Annotated in this window: 16 protein-coding genes; 6 read left to right on the forward strand and 10 right to left on the reverse strand. The window is 70.7% G+C overall.

Going from position 1 to position 17,074, the window contains the following annotated elements; genetic code table 11:
• Positions 1-69: 69 nt before the first annotated feature.
• The 6 genes from OG247_RS09235 to OG247_RS09260 form a co-directional block, all read right to left on the reverse strand.
• On the reverse strand, positions 70-897 hold the full coding sequence (locus OG247_RS09235) for a shikimate dehydrogenase (RefSeq protein ID WP_327251782.1): 828 nt from the start codon (positions 895-897) through the stop codon (positions 70-72).
• A 275-nt stretch (positions 898-1,172) separates the two neighbouring features.
• Positions 1,173-2,903, reverse strand: coding sequence for an endolytic transglycosylase MltG (gene mltG, locus OG247_RS09240; RefSeq protein ID WP_327251783.1), 1,731 nt, complete (start codon positions 2,901-2,903; stop codon positions 1,173-1,175).
• Between the two features lie 127 nt (positions 2,904-3,030).
• Complete coding sequence (ruvX, locus tag OG247_RS09245) at positions 3,031-3,501, reverse strand: Holliday junction resolvase RuvX (protein ID WP_327251784.1); 471 nt, start codon at positions 3,499-3,501, stop codon at positions 3,031-3,033.
• A 2-nt stretch (positions 3,502-3,503) separates the two neighbouring features.
• Positions 3,504-6,188, reverse strand: a complete 2,685-nt coding sequence (gene alaS / locus OG247_RS09250; RefSeq protein WP_327251785.1) for an alanine--tRNA ligase — start codon at positions 6,186-6,188, stop codon at positions 3,504-3,506.
• A complete protein-coding gene (locus tag OG247_RS09255) occupies positions 6,188-6,541 on the reverse strand; it encodes a DUF6167 family protein (protein WP_327251786.1) in 354 nt (117 codons plus the stop codon). Before OG247_RS09255 ends, alaS begins: the two co-directional genes overlap by 1 nt.
• 8 nt (positions 6,542-6,549) lie before the next feature.
• Positions 6,550-6,990: a DUF948 domain-containing protein gene (locus OG247_RS09260; protein ID WP_327251787.1), complete on the reverse strand. Its 441-nt coding sequence runs from the start codon at positions 6,988-6,990 to the stop codon at positions 6,550-6,552.
• A 169-nt stretch (positions 6,991-7,159) separates the two neighbouring features.
• Here OG247_RS09260 and OG247_RS09265 point away from each other — a divergent pair, with 169 nt between their 5' ends.
• Positions 7,160-9,418: an ATP-binding protein gene (locus tag OG247_RS09265; protein WP_327251788.1), complete on the forward strand. Its 2,259-nt coding sequence runs from the start codon at positions 7,160-7,162 to the stop codon at positions 9,416-9,418.
• A 37-nt stretch (positions 9,419-9,455) separates the two neighbouring features.
• Here OG247_RS09265 and rpsD read toward each other — a convergent pair whose 3' ends face one another.
• Positions 9,456-10,067 (reverse strand): 30S ribosomal protein S4, encoded by a 612-nt coding sequence (rpsD, locus tag OG247_RS09270; RefSeq protein ID WP_112446798.1) that lies wholly within the window; start codon positions 10,065-10,067, stop codon positions 9,456-9,458.
• Between the two features lie 55 nt (positions 10,068-10,122).
• Between rpsD and OG247_RS09275 the strand changes: the two genes are divergently transcribed.
• The gene (locus tag OG247_RS09275; protein ID WP_327251789.1) at positions 10,123-11,013 is read left to right on the forward strand and encodes a DUF2470 domain-containing protein; all 891 of its coding nucleotides are present in this window, start codon (positions 10,123-10,125) and stop codon (positions 11,011-11,013) included.
• A gap of 11 nt (positions 11,014-11,024) precedes the next feature.
• Here the strand turns inward: OG247_RS09275 and OG247_RS09280 are convergent, their stop codons facing one another.
• The 3 genes from OG247_RS09280 to OG247_RS09290 all read right to left on the reverse strand — a co-directional run bounded on the left by OG247_RS09280 (position 11,025) and on the right by OG247_RS09290 (position 13,950).
• Positions 11,025-11,732 carry an HNH endonuclease family protein gene (locus tag OG247_RS09280; protein WP_327251790.1) on the reverse strand — a complete coding sequence of 236 codons (708 nt, stop codon included), beginning with the start codon at positions 11,730-11,732 and terminating at the stop codon, positions 11,025-11,027.
• 188 nt (positions 11,733-11,920) lie between these two features.
• Entirely contained in the window at positions 11,921-13,276 is a 1,356-nt protein-coding gene (locus tag OG247_RS09285) for a replication-associated recombination protein A (RefSeq protein ID WP_327251791.1), read from the reverse strand.
• 53 nt (positions 13,277-13,329) lie between these two features.
• Positions 13,330-13,950 (reverse strand): vitamin K epoxide reductase family protein, encoded by a 621-nt coding sequence (locus OG247_RS09290; RefSeq protein ID WP_327251792.1) that lies wholly within the window; start codon positions 13,948-13,950, stop codon positions 13,330-13,332.
• Between the two features lie 143 nt (positions 13,951-14,093).
• Between OG247_RS09290 and OG247_RS44795 the strand changes: the two genes are divergently transcribed.
• From OG247_RS44795 to OG247_RS09310, 4 genes are all read left to right on the forward strand, one after another.
• A complete protein-coding gene (locus OG247_RS44795) occupies positions 14,094-14,627 on the forward strand; it encodes an ATP-binding cassette domain-containing protein (protein WP_442813240.1) in 534 nt (177 codons plus the stop codon).
• Positions 14,628-14,748: 121 nt separating this feature from the next.
• A complete protein-coding gene (locus OG247_RS09300; protein WP_442813241.1) occupies positions 14,749-15,012 on the forward strand; it encodes a hypothetical protein in 264 nt (87 codons plus the stop codon).
• Between the two features lie 79 nt (positions 15,013-15,091).
• Positions 15,092-15,865, forward strand: coding sequence for an ABC transporter permease (locus OG247_RS09305; RefSeq protein ID WP_327251793.1), 774 nt, complete (start codon positions 15,092-15,094; stop codon positions 15,863-15,865).
• Positions 15,823-17,061, forward strand: coding sequence for a sensor histidine kinase (locus OG247_RS09310; protein WP_327251794.1), 1,239 nt, complete (start codon positions 15,823-15,825; stop codon positions 17,059-17,061). The genes OG247_RS09305 and OG247_RS09310 overlap by 43 nt, the downstream gene beginning before the upstream one ends.
• The last annotated feature ends 13 nt before the right edge of the window (positions 17,062-17,074 follow it).

Here is a 17,074-nt window from a genome sequence, read left to right on the forward strand (position 1 = left end):
CCAGCTGTCGGACGGCGGCGCACCCCTGCCCGGGGCGACATGTGGATCTAGAAAGGGTTCCGTTTCGGCTCAGTGGCGGGCGCGCAGCGCCGCCTCGCCCGCGGCGCGCATGGCCCCGAGCGGAGCGGTGGGGCAGCCGGTCATCAGCTCGACCTGGAGGACCGCCTGGTGGACCAGGAGGTCGAGGCCGCCGAGGAGCTTGCCGCCCCGCTGAGTCCAGGCCGCGGCCAGGGGCGTGGGCCAGGGGTCGTAGAGGACGTCGAAGAGGGTGCCCGCGGCGGCGGGTACGGAGGCCGCCAGCTCGTCCGTGGCACCGGCCGGGGTGGTGGCGATGACCAGCGGCGCGGCCAGCGCTTCGGCCGCCCGCGACCAGTCGGCCGTACGGACGTCCACGCCGAGCCGCTCGCCCCACGCGCGCATCTCCGCGGCCCGGGCCTCGGAGCGTACGTACGCGGTCACCTCGCCCGTACAGATCCGGGCCAGCGCGGCGAGCGCCGAGGAGGCGGTGGCGCCCGCGCCGAGGACGGCGGCGGACTCCACCTTCTGAACGCCCTGCTCGCCCAGCGCCGCGAGGAGGCCGGGGATGTCGGTGTTGTCACCGACCTTGCGGCCGTCCTCGGTGAAGACGACGGTGTTGACCGTCTCCACGGAGGCGGCCGTGTCGCTGATCTCGTCGAGCAGCGGGATGATCGCCCGCTTGAGCGGCATCGTCAGCGACAGCCCGGCCCACTCGGGGCCGAGCTGTGCGAGGAAACCGGGGAGCGCGGCCTCGTCGATCTCGAACCGGTCGTACGACCGGTCTCCGAGGCCGAGCTCCTGGTACGCGGCGCGGTGCAGCACCGGTGAGAGGGAGTGCTCGATGGGCGAACCCAGCACCGCGGCCCGACTGCCGTGCATAGCACTCCTAAAACGCCGAATTCCAGTTTCCCTCATCACGGGACGCGATTTTAGCATCCTATGGAACACGGATAACCGGACCGATGAAACCGCCAATCATCTCCACCAGAGCGGTTCCCGACCGCAAGAACAGCTCCGTTGGCGTCACCGTCCGCACGCGGCGTTGCACAATAGGCGATCCGGCCATCCTCACGGTTCGCCACAGCAGAGCGGGCCCCCACCTGACCTTGCGATCAGCCGGGAGCCCGCCGGTGACATTTCAAGCCACCAAGCTGCTATCGCCCACGTTCCTTCTCGTACTCTTCACGATTTCGATTGTGCTCGTCATTTGTGACGGCGAATAGAGTCTTATCCTCATTCACTGACACAAAGTAGTACCAGGGGCCCGGCTCCGGGTTGAGCGCCGACTTAAGTGCGTCGGGGCCCGGGTTGCCGATCGGACCCGCGGGCAGACCCTTGATCTTGTACGTGTTGTACGGGTCGTCGAGCTTGCGCAGGTCGTTGACCGAACCCACATCGAGGGTGCTCTGTCCCTTGATGTAGTTGATCGTGGAGTCGAAGTCGAGCAGGCCGTACGTCTCGGTGTTTCCGGGCTTCAGGCGGTTGTAGACCACTCGCGAGATCTTGTCGAAGTCGTGCTGGTACTTGCCCTCGGCTTGGACGAGGCTCGCAACGGTGACGAGCTGGAGCGGGTTGTTCAGCCCCAGCTTGGACGCCTGCCCCTTGAGGTCCGCGTTGCCGTAGGCCTCGTTGGCCTTGCCCACCATCTGCTTGAGCAGCGACTGGGGGGTCACGTCCTTGCCCAGGTCATAACGCGCCGGGTAGAGGAAGCCCTCCAGCGGGTCCTTGATGTCCTTGTTGGTGTTGGCCCAATCCGGCAACCCGAGGTTCTTGGCCTCCTTCGCGGCGACCGACTTGGTCGTGCCCGGGGAGAGTTTGAGCCGCTGGTCGATCGCCTCGTAGACCTGGACGTTGCGCCAGCCGGGAATGACGTCCATGGCGTTCATTCCAGCCCCGTTCACCATGAGGGCCACGGCGGCCTTGGCCGACATGCGCTCCTTCATCGTGTACGAGCCGGCCTGGATGGCGTTGCCCTTGGGGTTGGCCGCGGCAGCGGCTACGAAGGCACCAGCGCTCTTGACCACGCCGGCCGCCTTGAGGATGCGGCCCATCTCCCCTGTGCCTGCGCCCTTGGGGATGTCGACGGTGACCGAGCCCGTGCCTTCGCCCGCGAAGTCCTCGGCCGCGGAGAACTTGTCCTTCAGGTAGCTGTAGCCGTAGTAGCCACCACCGCCGACCACGCCGATGATGACCACCGCCGCGATGAGGCAGGCCATGCCGCTGCGCTTCTTCGGTTTGCCGCCGGAGCGGCCCGGCCGGCGGCCGTCGCGTCCGCCGTCGTCACCGTCGTCGTCGCCGTCGTCACCGCCGCTGCCGCCCGCGAGGAAGGAGTCCGCCGCGGCGTCCTCTTCTTCCTGCCACGGCTCTTCGGTCTGCAGGTGCCTCATGCTCGGGGGCCGCGGGGGCGGAAAGGCCTCGGGGGTGCCGTAGAGGTCGGGGGCCTCACCGGGGTAGCCGCTCGCCTGCTGCTGCGCGTACGGATCCGCGCCCGCGTACGGGTCGGCCGCCTGCGGGACCGCGGCGTACTGGCCCTGGCCGGTGTCCCAGACCTGGTGCTGGCCCGTGTCCCAGACCTGGCCCTGATCCCCGTACGCCTGTGGCTGCTGTGGCTGCTGCGCGTGCTGCTGTGGGTGCTGCTGCACCTGCTGCGGATACGGCATCTGCTGCTGGTACTGCATCTGCTGGGCCTGGGAGTACTGGTCCTGGCCCTGCTGCTGCGTGTAGTAGACCTGCTGGGGCTGAGGCTCCTGCTGGTACTGCTGCGGGCCTCCGACGTAGGGCATCTGACCCTGCTGGGCCTCGTGCCCGGTCCACCCCTGGTCCCCGTACTGCGGGTCCTCGGGATGCCACGGTTCGGGGCCAGGGCCCCGGCCATACTCAGTCATCGATCCCCTAGCGCGCCGCAGGGCGTTGGCCGCGGCTCCGTCCGCCGCGGCACACGGTGCCGCCTCTTCTGATGGGCGACGGCTGTTCGAATGCCGTCACATCGCGCGGAACGTTACCGTATCGCGATCAGACAACCACTTCGACGCACTCACCGGGCGGATTACCTGATACCCGTTCGGTCTCAAGAGCGTTCTGCAGGATCACCACGGCGGCCGCCTGGTCGATGACCGACCGGCTCTTCTTCGCGTTCTTCCCCGAGGCCCGCAGGCCCTGGGCGGCGGTGACCGTCGTCATCCGCTCGTCCACCAGACGCACCGTCACGGGCTTGATGCCCTTGGCGAGTTCCATGGCGAAGGCGCGGCACTTGGCCGCGGCCGGCCCTTCCCGCCCGCTGAGCGAGCGGGGCAGACCGACCACCACCTCGATGGGCTCGTACTCCGCGACGAGCTGCCGCAGCCGCCGGTGGGCGAAGGGGATGTCCCGGCCCGGAACGGTTTCCACCGGTGTGGCCAACACCCCGTCGGGGTCGCACGAGGCGACCCCGATCCGGGCGTCACCGACATCGATGGCCAGACGGCGGCCGCGGCGCAGTGTCATCTTCAGGCCGTCTCTACGACGAGGCGCTCGACCGCGGCGATGGCCTCGGGGATGGCGGCCGGGTTCTGGCCACCGCCCTGGGCCACGTCCGGCTTGCCGCCACCGCCGCCACCGAGGGTCTTGGCGGCCGTACGGACCAGGTCGCCGGCTTTGAGACCGCGCTCGCGGGCGGCCTCGTTGGTGGCGATGACGGTCAGCGGGCGGTCATTGGCCGTGGTGAAGAGGGCCACGACGGCCGGGCGGTCGCCCGCGCCTGTAATTTGCTGCAGCCGGCCGCGGACGTCGAGGACCAGCTTGCGCAGGTCGTCGGCGCCGGTGCCGTCCGGGACGGTGCCCACGACGAGGGCGACGCCGTGGATGTCCTGGGCGTTGGCAGCGAGACCGGCGGCGGCCTGGAGGACCTTCTCCGCGCGGAACTTCTCGATCTCCTTCTCGGCGTCCTTCAGCTTGCCGAGCATGGAGGCGATCTTCTCCGGAAGCTCCTCCGGACGGCCCTTGACCAGCTCCTGGAGCTGGGCGACGACCGTGTGCTCCTTGGCGAGGAAGTTGTACGCGTCCACGCCGACGAGGGCCTCGACGCGGCGCACGCCGGAGCCGATGGAGGACTCGCCGAGCAGCTTCACCAGACCGAGCTGGCTGGTGTTGCCGACGTGCGTGCCGCCGCACAGCTCCTTGGAGAAGTCGCCGATGGTCACGACGCGCACGCGCTCACCGTACTTCTCGCCGAACTCGGCGATGGCGCCCTGCTTCTTCGCCTCGTCGATGCTCATGATCTCGGCGGTGACGTCGAGCTCGCGCGAGAGCACGTCGTTGATCTTGTGCTCGACGTCGGTGAGCACCGAGCCGGGCACCGCGTTCGGCGAGCCGAAGTCGAAGCGGAAGCGGCCGGGCGAGTTCTCGGAACCGGCCTGGGCGGCCGTCGGGCCGAGCGCGTCGCGCAGGGCCTGGTGCGTCAGGTGCGTGGCCGAGTGGGCGCGGGCGATGGCCCGGCGGCGCTGGATGTCGATGGCGGCGTACGCGGAGGCGCCCACCGTCACCTCGCCGACCTGGACGGAGCCCTTGTGCACGGAGACGCCGGGCACCGGCTGCTGCACGTCGCGGACGACGATGACGGCGCCCGAGTCGAGCTTGATGCGGCCCTGGTCGGCGAGCTGGCCTCCGCCCTCGGCGTAGAAGGGGGTGCGGTCCAGGACGACCTCGACCTCGTCGCCCTCGGAGGCGGCGGGCGCGGAGACGCCGTTGACCAGGAGGCCGACGATGGTGGACTCGCCCTGGTTGGTGGCGTAGCCGGTGAACTCGGTGGCGCCGGAGCCGTCGGCGATCTCCCGGTAGGCGGACATGTCCGCGTGGCCGGTCTTCTTGGCCTTGGCGTCGGCCTTGGCGCGGTCGCGCTGCTCCTGCATGAGGCGGCGGAAGCCGGGCTCGTCCACGGCGAGGCCCTGCTCGGCGGCCATCTCCAGGGTGAGGTCGATCGGGAAGCCCCAGGTGTCGTGGAGCAGGAACGCCTTGTCGCCGGCCAGGACCGTGCCGCCGGCGGCCTTGGTCTCGGTCACGGCGGTGTCGAGGATGTTGGTGCCGCCCTTGATGGCCTTGAGGAAGGCGGCCTCTTCGGCGAGCGCGACGGTCTCGATGCGCTTGCGGTCGGTCACGAGCTCCGGGTACTGCTGCCCCATCGTCTCGATGACCACGTTGACCAGGTCCTGGACGACCGGACCGGTGGCGCCCATGAGGCGCATGTTGCGGATGGCGCGGCGCATGATGCGGCGCAGCACGTAGCCGCGGCCCTCGTTGCCGGGGGACACACCGTCGCCGATGAGCATGGTCGAGGTGCGGATGTGGTCGGCGACCACGCGCAGCGAGACGTCCGTGCCCTTCTCGGCGCCGTACTGCACGCCGGTCAGTTCGGTGGCCTTGTCCATGACCACGCGCAGGGTGTCGGTCTCGTACATGTTCTGTACGCCCTGCAGGATCATGGCGAGGCGCTCGAGGCCGAGACCGGTGTCGATGTTCTTCGACGGCAGGTCACCGAGGATCGGGAAGTCTTCCTTCCCGTCGCCGGCGCCGCGCTCGTACTGCATGAAGACCAGGTTCCAGATCTCCACGTAGCGCTCGTCGTTGACGGCGGGGCCGCCCTCGACGCCGAACTCGGGACCGCGGTCGTAGTTGATCTCCGAGCAGGGACCGCAGGGGCCCGGGACGCCCATGGACCAGAAGTTGTCCTTCTTGCCCAGGCGCTGGATGCGCTCCTGCGGGACGCCGACGACGTCACGCCAGATGGCCTCGGCCTCGTCGTCGTCGAGGTAGACCGTGATCCAGAGCTTCTCGGGCTCGAGGCCGTAGCCACCGTCCGCCACGGAGCTGGTGAGCAGCTCCCAGGCGTACTTGATGGCGCCTTCCTTGAAGTAGTCGCCGAAGGAGAAGTTGCCGCACATCTGGAAGAACGTGCCGTGGCGGGTGGTCTTGCCGACCTCTTCGATGTCCGGCGTACGGACGCACTTCTGCACGCTGGTGAGCGTGGACGCGGGCGGCTTGACCTCGCCGAGGAAGTACGGCTTGAACGGCACCATGCCCGCGGGCACCAGCAGCAGAGTCGGGTCGTCCGCGATGAGCGACGCCGAAGGGACAACGGTGTGACCGCGCTCCTCGAAGAAGCTCAGCCAGCGGCGGCGGATTTCAGCCGACTCCATCAGTGGTCCTCATTCCGGTTGTACGGCCCGCTCAAGTGGTTCGAACGGTTCTTGGTCTGGTCGTGCTCGATGGCCCGCAGCCGCCGCGGCCCGGGAAGGGCGGTGACGTTGCCGGGCAGGTCGGGATCCTGGTGGAGTCCCAGTGCGTCGTTCAGCTCGTCCTCGCGCTGCGACATCCCCGACTTGACGTCGAGGGCGAAGTCCTTCAGGCGGTGGCCCGCTTCGATCGCCTTGTCGGCGGCCTGGGCGGCGAGGCTCTCCGGCGTCAGCTTCTTGAGCTGCCGGTTGACCTTGGTGGTGGCCCACACGCCGGCGGCCGCGCCGGCGGTGAACCAGAAGGCTCGGCGGAACATCGGAGATCTCAGCCCTTCTGCTTCCGGCGCCGGGCCGCCGGCACCGTACGGCCGACGATCACGGTCCGTCGGGGGGTCTTGGCCGGCGCGTCCTGCGCGGCGGCGCCGCCCTTGCCCAGCGCCTTGCGGACGCCGTAACCGAAGGCCGCGACCTTGACGAGCGGGCCGCCGAAGGTCGACGCGACGGTGGAGGACAGCGCGGAGGCGTTGGAGGTGACTTCCTGTACGTCGCTCGCGATGGCGTCGACCCGGTCGAGCTGGGTGCGCGCGGAGCGGACGGTGGTGGAGGCGTCCGCGAGCAGCGGGACGGCCTGCTCGGTCACGTCGGCCACGAGCTTGGTGGTCGCCTTGAGCACCTGGGCCAGCCTCACCAGCACCACGGCGAGGAAGGAGACCAGGATGGCCCAGAAGACGGCCACGAGGATCCCGGCCACCTCTCCACCGGACACGTTCACACCGCTCTCTACAGATTGATCACCAAGCGAAAAAGTCGTCCTCCGACCCTATCGCGCCGGAGATCCGCCGCAGTACCGGAATTCCGGGGCGCCGCGCCCGTCGGGTGCCGGGAACCGACCCGTCTTGTACGCAGCGCATGCGGACCAGTACGCTCCGTGTCCCATGCGACAAAGACCCATTCCACGAAGGACGCCGGGCAATCTTCCCTCGGACCTGAGCGGCTTCGTGGGGCGGGGCGGGGAACTTTCCGAGCTGGGGCGGCTGCTGGACGCCTCGAGGCTGGTCACGGTGACCGGCGCGGGCGGCGTGGGCAAGACCCGGCTGGTACTGGCGGCGGCCAGGGCGGTCGCCGACGCGGCGGCCGGCCCCGGCGAAACCGGTGGTACTCCGGACCCGGCGCAGGAACGCTACTGCGACGGCGTGTGGCTGGCCGAGCTGGCCTCCGTACGGGATCCGGCGCTGCTGGAGCTGACGCTCGCCGAGGCGCTCGGGCTGACCGACCACACCACCCGTCCGCCCCGGACGGTCCTTGCCGAACACCTGGCCGAGCGGCGGCTGCTGCTGGTCCTGGACGGCTTCGAGCAGCTGGTCGACGAGACGGCCGACCTGGTACGGGACCTCCTGCGCCGCTCCCCCGGCCTGCGCGTGCTCGCCTCCGGTCGGCGCCCGCTGACCCTCGACGGGGAGCTGTCCTGGCCGCTGGCCCCGCTGGGGCCGGAGGAGGCCCTGGCCCTGCTGATCGAGCGGACCTCGGCGGCCGATCCGGCCTTCGCCCTGACGGAGTCCAACCGGGCGGAGCTGGCCGAGCTGTGCGCCCGCCTCGACGGCCTGCCGCTGGCGCTGGAGCTGGCGGCGGGGCGGCTGCGCACGCTGTCGCCGGGGCAGGTGCTGTCCCGGCTCGAGGACCGCTTCGCCCTGCTGACGGGCGGCTCGCGCGGCGCGCTGCCCCGGCACCGGGCGCTGCGCACGGCGATCGGCTGGAGCCACGAGCTGTGCACGTCCGGGGAGCGGCTGCTGTGGGCGCGGCTCTCGGTCTTCGCCGGGCAGTTCGACCTGGACGCCGCCGAGTACGTGTGCGCGGGGCCGGACCTGCCGGTGGATTCGGTGCTGGACCTGATCGGGGAGCTGCTGGGGCAGTCCCTGCTGGTCCGCGAGGAGACGGCTGCCGGGGTCCGCTACCGGATGCTGGAGAGCGTACGGATCTACGGGGCGGGCTGGCTGGAGTCGCTGGGCGACGCCCGGCGGCTGCGGCGCCGGCACCGGGACTGGTACATGGGCCTGGCCACCTGGTGCGAGCTGGACTGGTTCAGCCCGCGCCAGGAGGAGGTGGCCGCGCTGGTGGAGGCGGAGCTGGCGAACCTGCGGCTCGCGCTGGAGTGCTGCCTGGACGAGCCGGAGGAGATCCACCTCGGCCAGTACCTGGCGGGCACCCTCTGGTTCTACTGGGCGGGCTGCGGCCGGCTCACCGAGGGCCGGCACTGGCTGGACCGGACCCTGGAGGGCGACCTCGGGCTCGCCGGGGCGGAGTACGAGAGCTCCCGGCTGAAGGCGCTGTGGGTGCTCGGGTACGTCGCGGCGCTGCAGGGCGACTCGGTGGCCTCGATGAGCGCGCTGTACGAGTGCCGGGACGGGGCCGCACGGAGCGAGAACCCGCTGGCGGCGGCGTACGCCGTGCACCGCATGGGCTGTCTCGCACTGGTCTCGGACGACATGACCCGGGCCGGGGAGCTGCTGGGCTCGGCGCTGGAGCGGTACCGGGAGGCCGGGGAGCTCAACAGCAACGTCCTGATGTGCCAGGTGGAGCTCGCGATGGCGCTGGCCTTCCAGGGGGAGCTGGCGGGCGCGCTCACCTTGTGCCGGGAGGTCCGGGACATCTGCGAGGAGCGCGGGGAGCGCTGGACGAAGGCGTACGCCCTGTACGTCCTGGCGTACGCGGCGCTGGACGCCGGGGGCACGGCCGAGGCGCGGCGGCTGCTGGCCGAGTGCGTGGCCATCAACCACACGTTCCGCGATCTGGTGGGGCTGGTGCTGGCGGTGGAGCTGCTGGCACTGGTCACGGTGGCCGAGGGGCATCCGGCGGAGGCGGCGGTCCTGCAGGGCGCGGCGGAGCCGCTGTGGGACGGGGTGGGGATGCGGCTGTTCGGCTCGGGCTACTTCAACGCCCCGCGGCTGATGTGCCAGGAGCGGGCGGGCGAGCTGCTGGGCGCCGAGCGGTACGCGTCCTGCGCCCGGCACGGCCGGACGCTGCCGCTGGACGTTCTGGTGGAGCGGGCCCTACGGGGACCGGAGCCGGCGCCCGTGCCGGCGGGCCCGCTGCCGAGGCCGCGCGGCGCCGCGGACCGGGCGGATCGGCTGATGGAGCACCCGGAGCCGAAAAGCAGGAAACCCGCCGGCTCCCCCAAGGGGGAACCGGCGGGCTGAACCAGCCTGTGAGGCTATGTCCGCTGGTACTGCTAAATCAGCGGGCGTAGTACTCGACGACGAGCTGCTCGTCGCAGATGACCGGGATTTCCTTGCGGTTCGGGTCGCGGTCCAGGCGGAAGGCCAGGGCCTTCAGGTTGACCTGCAGGTAACGCGGGGTTTCGCCCTCGCCTGCGTAGCCACCCTCACGGGCAACCTGGAACGGAACCTTCTCGCGGCTGCGCTCGCGCACCGTGATGACGTCGTCGGGACGGACGCGGAACGACGGCTTGTCGACCTTGTCGCCGTTGACCTCGATGTGGCCGTGAACGACCATCTGACGGCTCTGGTAGATGGTGCGGGCGATGCCCGAACGCAGGACCAGGGCGTCGAGGCGACGCTCGAGCTCGACGACCAGCGCCTCGCCCGTCTTGCCTTCGGCCTTCTTGGCGCGGTCGTACGCGCGGGCCATCTGACGCTCAGAGATGTCGTACTGAGCGCGCAGACGCTGCTTCTCCAGCAGACGAACCTTGTAGTCCGAGTTCTGCTTGCGGCCACGGCCGTGCTCGCCCGGCGGGTAGGGGCGGGCCTCGAAGTACTTGACGGCCTTCGGGGTCAGCGCAATGCCGAGGGCACGCGACTTCTTGACCTTGGGTCGCTTCTGGTTCACGTGGAACCTACCTCCATGTAAGTTAGGTGAGGCTTACCTTAGCGAGGAGGACGTAATGTCTCGACCACATGGGATCCCCCTGCCCAGTGCGCACCGAAGTTCAGATCCAAACGAAACAGGATCTGCTTTCGGCGACGATAAGCAAGGTCAGCCGCGTCCCAGGGAAGGCGTTCGGCAGCTCACCGGAGCCGAACGCGTACGAACCCTCGTAGAGTCCAACGCCTCAGTATCCCTCACGCTCCCGGGTGCTTATGACCGGGAGGAGCTCGGGACAGGGGTGCCGGCCGCTAGGACCGTCACCCCGGACGGGGACGTGATTCTCCTGGTATCAGGGGAATCCGCGGCTGCCAGGGCAGCCGCTCACGCCCAGGACGACGACCTCACCGCCGTGATCGAGATCACGGATGTGGCGCCGGTGTCCGTGCCCCATCGTATCCGAGGCCGAGCGTGGCTCGCCGGGTGGCTCACCCCGGTGCGCGGGGCCGCCGACCGGGCGGCCTGCGCGGCCCTGCTGGCCGAGCGGCACCCGGTCGGCGAACTCCTCGGCCTGACCGAGTCGCTCGACGCCCCGCCCGCCGGCCGGCCCGCGTGGATGCTGCTGCGCCTGGAGGTCGGCGAGATCTCGGTGGACGACCTCTGGGGCGCCGAGCACGTGGACCCGGAGCTGCTGGCCGCGGCCGAGCCGGACCCGATGGTGGCCCACGAGACGGAGCTCCTCCAGCACCTGGCCTCTTCGCACGGGGACCGGATGGGTGACCTGTGCGGCCTGCTGGGCACCCGGGAGACGGCGGACCTGACGGCGGTCCCCCTCGCGCTGGACCGGCTGGGCCTGCGGGTGCGCTTCACCCGCGGCGCCACCGCCTTCGACGCCCGCTTCGACTTCCCGGAGCCGGTGACCGACGTCTGCGGCCTGCGCCGGGCGATGAGCACGCTGTTCGCCGGCTAGGCCGTGGACCCCTAGGGGCAGGTGCCGAGCATCTCCTGCAGCGCCTGCTTCTCCGGCGGGGTCACGGAGAGCGCGTACTTCGCCTTGATCCCGGTGTACCGCCGCGCGTACTCGCACCAGTAGCCCTTCTGGGGCGGCTTCCACTTGTCCGCGGTCTTGCTGCTCTTGTCGTAGTTCGTCTGCTTGTCCACGGCGAGCAGCACGTCCAGGTCGTTGGCGTACTCCAGGCGCCGCTGCGGGGTCCAGGCGTACGCGCCCCCGCGCCAGGCGGCGCCGAGGGCGACGACGTGGTCGGTCTGGATCTGCGAGGCGCGGCGGTAGTAATAGGGGAGCTCCTTCCCCGTGTACGGGTCCTTCAGCACCCCGGACAGCACGACGCAGGGGTTCCTGTCGCCCTCGCGCAGCTCCCGCAGGTCCCGGCGCAGGACGTCGTCGCGGGTGTCGCAGCCGTTGCGGCCGCCGATGGCGTCGGTCTCGTCGGACCAGTACTTGCCGAAGTTCTCGCGCTTGTACGTCTCCCAGTTCTTGCCCCACTCGACCTTGAGCTTGCCGAGCTCGGTCTTGGCGGCGGCCGCGGCGGGCGGGAAGCCCGCGCTCGCGAGGGGGACCTGGGCGACGAGTGCGGCGGCGCTGGCCTGTGCCCTTTCGCCGTCTCCGTGGTGACACCCGCCGAGCAGCAGCGCGGCCGCGACGGCGATGAGCGGAGCGGGACGTCCCATGCGACGGAGCCTAGGCCCGGCTCCCTGGTCCCGTGCCCGCGACACGACCCCGCTGCGCGGGGCGAAGTCCCCTACCCGCCCTTCCACCGTTCCCTGGGGCTCCGCCCCAGACCCCGCGCCTCAAACGCCGGCGAAAATCCAGCCCCGCCGGCGTTTGAGGCGCGGGGGTCCGGGAACGGCGCCGCAGGTCAGGACCCAGCGCCCCGGAGGCGCTCGCGGACCTTTTCCACCACGTCCGCGTAGCGGGCTTCGGCCCCGTACCGGGTCGGCTCGTAATACCGCTTCCCGTGCACCTCGTCCGGTGCGTACTGCTGCGCGGCGATCGCGCCGGGCACGTCGTGCGGGTACACGTACCCCACCGCGTGCCCCAGCTTCGCCGCCCCCTTGTAGTGCCCGTCACGCAAGTGCGTCGGCACGGACCCCGCGAGCCCCGCCCGGACATCGGCCAGCGCGGCGCCGATCGCCGTCGTCGCGGTGTTCGACTTCGGGGCCAGCGCGAGCGCGATCGTCACGTGCGACAGCGTGAGCGAGGCCTCGGGGAAGCCGATCATCGCCACCGCCTGGGCCGCGGCCACCGCGAGCGGCAGGGCCGTCGGGTCGGCCAGCCCGATGTCCTCGCTCGCCGAGATCATCAGCCGGCGCGCGATGAACCGGGGGTCCTCCCCCGCTTCGATCATGCGCGCCAGATAGTGCAGGGCCGCGTCCACGTCCGAGCCCCGGATCGACTTGATCAGGGCGCTCGCCACGTCGTAGTGCTGGTCCCCGTCGCGGTCGTACTTCACCGCGGCCCGGTCGACGGCCTCCTCCACCGTCTGGAGGCTGATCTCCGCTTCGCCCTTGGAGATCGCGGAGCCCGCACCCGCCTCCAGGGCCGTCAGCGCGCGCCGCGCGTCCCCGCCCGCGATCCGCAGCAGGTGCGCCTCCGCGTCCTCCGGCAGGGTGACCGCGCCGCCGAGGCCCCGCTCCTCCGTCAGCGCCCGGTGCATCAGGGCGCTCAGGTCCTCGTCCGTCAGCGGTTCCAGCGTCAGCAGCAGCGAGCGCGACAGCAGCGGGGAGATGATCGAGAAGTACGGGTTCTCCGTGGTCGCGGCGATCAGCGTGACCCAGCGGTTCTCCACGGCCGGCAGCAGCGAGTCCTGCTGCGCCTTGCTGAAGCGGTGGATCTCGTCGAGGAAGAGGACGGTGTCCTTGCCGTATCCGCCGGCCGCCCGCTTGGCGCCCTCGATGACGGCCCGTACTTCCTTCACGCCGGCGGTGATCGCGGACAGTTCGACGAACCGCTTCTTCGTCGCCTGGCTCACCACGTACGCGAGCGTGGTCTTCCCGATGCCCGGAGGGCCCCAGAGGATCACCGAGGAGGCACCGGCGGGCCCGCCCGCCCCGTCCCCGACGAGCCGCCGCAGCGGGGAACCGGGCTTCAGCAGGTGCTGCTGACCGACGACCTCGTCCAGGGTGCGCGGACGCATCCGGACGGCGAGCGGAGAACTGGAGGGGTCCTTCGCCTGGCGGTCTTCGGCGGCGGCGGTGAAGAGATCTGGTTCCACACCGGAAGCCTATGCGAGCCCACCGACACTCCCGCCCGTCACGCCTGCCGGGCTCAGGAGGTCCAGAAGTCCCACCAGCGGGTCAGGATCAGCATCCCGATGATCCCGATGTGCAGGACGGGCAGCACCCAGGTGAACTCGTCGAAGAAGCTCCGCAGCCAGCCCGGGGCCGGCAGCAGGCGGCCCCGGACGTTGTGCGAGGTGACGTACCAGAACATGACGATGGTGGCGACCCAGGCCAGGCAGCACCACAGGCACAGGGAGTTGATGGTGTAGAGCGACTGGTACATCAGCCAGGTGCAGAAGCCGACGCCGAAGAGCATCCCGGCGTTCAGGGTGAGCCAGTACCAGCGCGGGAAGCGCGCCCGTGCGAGCAGGCTCATGCCGACGCAGACGACCATGCCGTAGGCGACCAGCCCCAGCATCGGGTTCGGGAAGCCGAAGACCGACGCCTGGTCGCTCTTCATGATGTTGCCGCAGGAGACGATCGGGTTGAGGCTGCAGCCCGGGACGAAGTCCGGGTCCTCCAGCAGCTTGAACTTGTCGATCGTGATGACCCAGGCGGCGAGCAGTCCCGCGGCTCCCGTGATCACCAGCAGCAGGGCGAGCGCCCGGCTGCCGCCGACGGCCGTCCGCGGCTCGGCGGTGTCCGTATCGGTCCCTCGTGTCGTCATCCGGCCCGCTCCACATCTGCAAGGTCAACAAGCACCGGCCATTGTGCCGTACCCGGCCGGACCGTCCACTCTCCACTGTCCATCGTTCGACGGACAGGAGGAGGTACGCACGGGGGGACCGGTGGGCGGGCTTCCGCCACACCATGGGAGACATCACAGAGAACGCGGTGGAAGTACGGGGGCTCCGCAAGCAGTACGGCGAGGTCACCGCGGTGGACGGACTGGACCTGACGATCCGGCGGGGCGAGGTCTTCGGCCTCCTGGGGCCCAACGGCGCCGGCAAGAGCACGACGGTGGAGATCCTGCAGGGCCACCGGGCACGGGACGGCGGCGAGGTCTCCGTCCTGGGGGCGGACCCGGCGCGGGCCGGGCGGGCCTGGCGCTCGCGCGTCAGGCCCGTCTGGCAGTGGCCGGGTCCGCGCCCACGGAACTCACGGTCCGTGAGATGGCGAGCACTTCGCCCGCTACTACCGTTCCTTCGGCTATCGGCCAGTCGCTGCCGCATCACCACGAGCCAGGCGTTTCCGCCTGATGCCCCGCGAACGGTCTTCGGGGGCGCAGGGACCGGGGTCGAGCTCGGCGTACACACGTCTTGCCCGCTTGTCGCGGTGCGCGGCATCCTCGCAAGTCCGGTAGCCCCTGCCTGCCGTGGCCATTGGCTGGGGCCCGCGGGGTAGCTCTCTCCGCACGATCCATCTGGTCGTACGCAGTCACACCTACGCGATAGCAGCCTGAGCCTGGAACCACGATCGTCGACGACCGTAGCAGCGCCTCACGGTTACTGCAAGCGACGAAGTCGTGACCAAGCGCGAGCCAGCTGGCTTCCGTACCCACTCCGGCTCCGGCTCCGAGACCGGCGCAACCGTCGAGTGGACCGACCGGGACGGCGGCCCGCGCAGCACCTCTACCGAGACGCCCACCCGTACGGTCGCCGAGCTGGCGGCCCGCTTCGACGGGGAGGTCCCGGACCTGAGGATCACCCGCCCCACCCTGGAGGACGTGTACCTGCGCCTCACGGGCCGGCTCGACCGGAATACGACGCGGCAGGAGGAGTCCCGATGACTACGACGACCGGTACGGGCAAGGACGCGGTACGGGCGCCGGCGGGGCCGGGGCGCTGCCCGGCGCCTGGTCCCTCGGTATGAGCCGCGGGACGCTGGAGATCAGGCAGTTCGTCCGCCAGCGCGACGCGGTGATCTTCACCTTCGCCTTCCCCATCGTCTTCCTCGCGCTCTTCGCCTCGATCTTCGGCGGCAGCGTGGGGAGCACCGGGGTCACCGCCTCCCAGCTGTACGCGGCCGGCATGGTCGCCGCCGGGATCATGTCCACCAGCTTCCAGTCCCTCGGCATCTCCATCGCCGTCGAACGCGACGAGAAGGTGCTGCGCCGCCTGCGCGGAACCCCGATGCCCCCGGCCGCGTACTTCCTCGGCAAGGTCTGGCTGGTGCTGCTCACCGGCCTCGCCGAGACCGCGGTCCTGCTGTTCGTCGGGGCCACCCTCTTCGACCTCGATCTGTCGACGTCAGCCGTCAAGTGGCTGACCTTCGCCTGGATCTTCACTCTGGGCCTGACGGGCTGCGCCCTGCTCGGCATCGCGATCAGCAGCCTGCCCAAGTCCGGCAAGAGCGCCAGCTCGGTCGTGGTCCTGCCGTTCCTGATCCTGCAGTTCGTCTCGGGGGTGTTCATCCCGGTCCACCAGATCCCCGACTGGCTGCTGAACATCGGTGCGCTGTTCCCGCTCAAGTGGATGTGCCAGGGACTGCGCGGGGTGTTCCTTCCCGAATCCGCCGCCGTTTTCGAGCAGACCGGTGCCTGGGAGTATGGGCGGGTCGCCCTGATCCTGGGCGCCTGGGTGCTCGGAGGGCTGGTGCTGTGCCTGCTGACCTTCAAGTGGAAGAACCGGCGCGACGGCTGAGCGCCTTCACCGAGGCGGCCGGAGCGCGCGAGTCCCACGTCTGGGACCGCGCGTTCGGCCCGTGGGACCTCTACTTCGGGGTCGTGTGGGTCGCGACCGCGGCCTTCGTCCTGGCCTCGGACTCCCCCGGGCCGGCGTACCGGATCACCACCGTCGTCCTGCTCGCCCTCCTGGTCCCCTGCTACCTCGGCGCCGGACGCCCGCTGCTCCTGCTGGAGCCCGGCGCCGCGCCCCGGCGCTCCGCCCGCTACCTGGGCGTGGCGCTGGCCCTCTTCCTGCCGGCCGCCGCCCTGGCCGGCGAGACCCGGCTGATCACCTTCGCCCTGGCCCCGCAGTGCTTCATGCTGCTGCCCCTGCGGCGCGCGGTCGGCGCGGTGGGCCTGCTGTGCCTGCTGCCGGTGGCGGGCTGGGCGCTGGTCTGGCGGCCGGAGGGGCACTTCGTCTTCGCGAGCGCGCTCGGCGCGCTCGTCAGCTTCCTCTTCTCCGCCTTCTTCGGTGCCTGGATCATCCGGATCATCGAGCAGAGCCGGCACCGGGCCTCCCTCATCGCGGAACTCGACGCCAGCCGGGAGGAGGTGGCCCGGCTCTCCGCCGAACGCGGCGCCCAAGCGACAAGGGAACACATGTCCCGCGAGATCCACGACACCCTCGCCCAGGGCTTCACCAGTCTGCTGATGCTCGTACAGGCCGTGCAGTCCGAGCTGGACACCGACCCGGAGCGGGCCAGGCGCCATCTGGAGCTGATGGCCGTCACCGCCCGGCAGAGCCTGGCCGAGGCCCGCGCGCTGGTCGCGGGCGGCGCGCCCGCCGATCTCGACGGCGGTTCGCTGCCCGACGCGGTACGGCGGCTCGCGGCCCGGCACGATCCGCCGGCGGCCGTCTCGGTGACCGGGGAGGCCCGGCCCCTGGCCGCGGTACTGGAAGTCGTGGCCCTGCGGTCCTGCCAGGAATCCCTGTCGAACGCGGCCAAGCACGCCGGACCGCAGGCACCTTGCACGGTGTCCCTCGCCTACGGCGGCTCGGAGCTGACCCTCACGGTCCGGGACACCGGGCGGGGCTTCGACCCGGCGGCCCCCGCACCGGGCTACGGATTGCGGGGGCTGTTCGCCCGCGCGGCGGAGGTGGGCGGCGCCGCGACGGTCGACAGCGCGGCCTCGGCCGGTACCACCGTCACCGTCACCCTCCCGATCCGCTGAGGAGCCGTACGAC

This window comes from Streptomyces sp. NBC_01244 (genome assembly GCF_035987325.1).
In the GTDB taxonomy this organism is placed as follows: domain Bacteria; phylum Actinomycetota; class Actinomycetes; order Streptomycetales; family Streptomycetaceae; genus Streptomyces.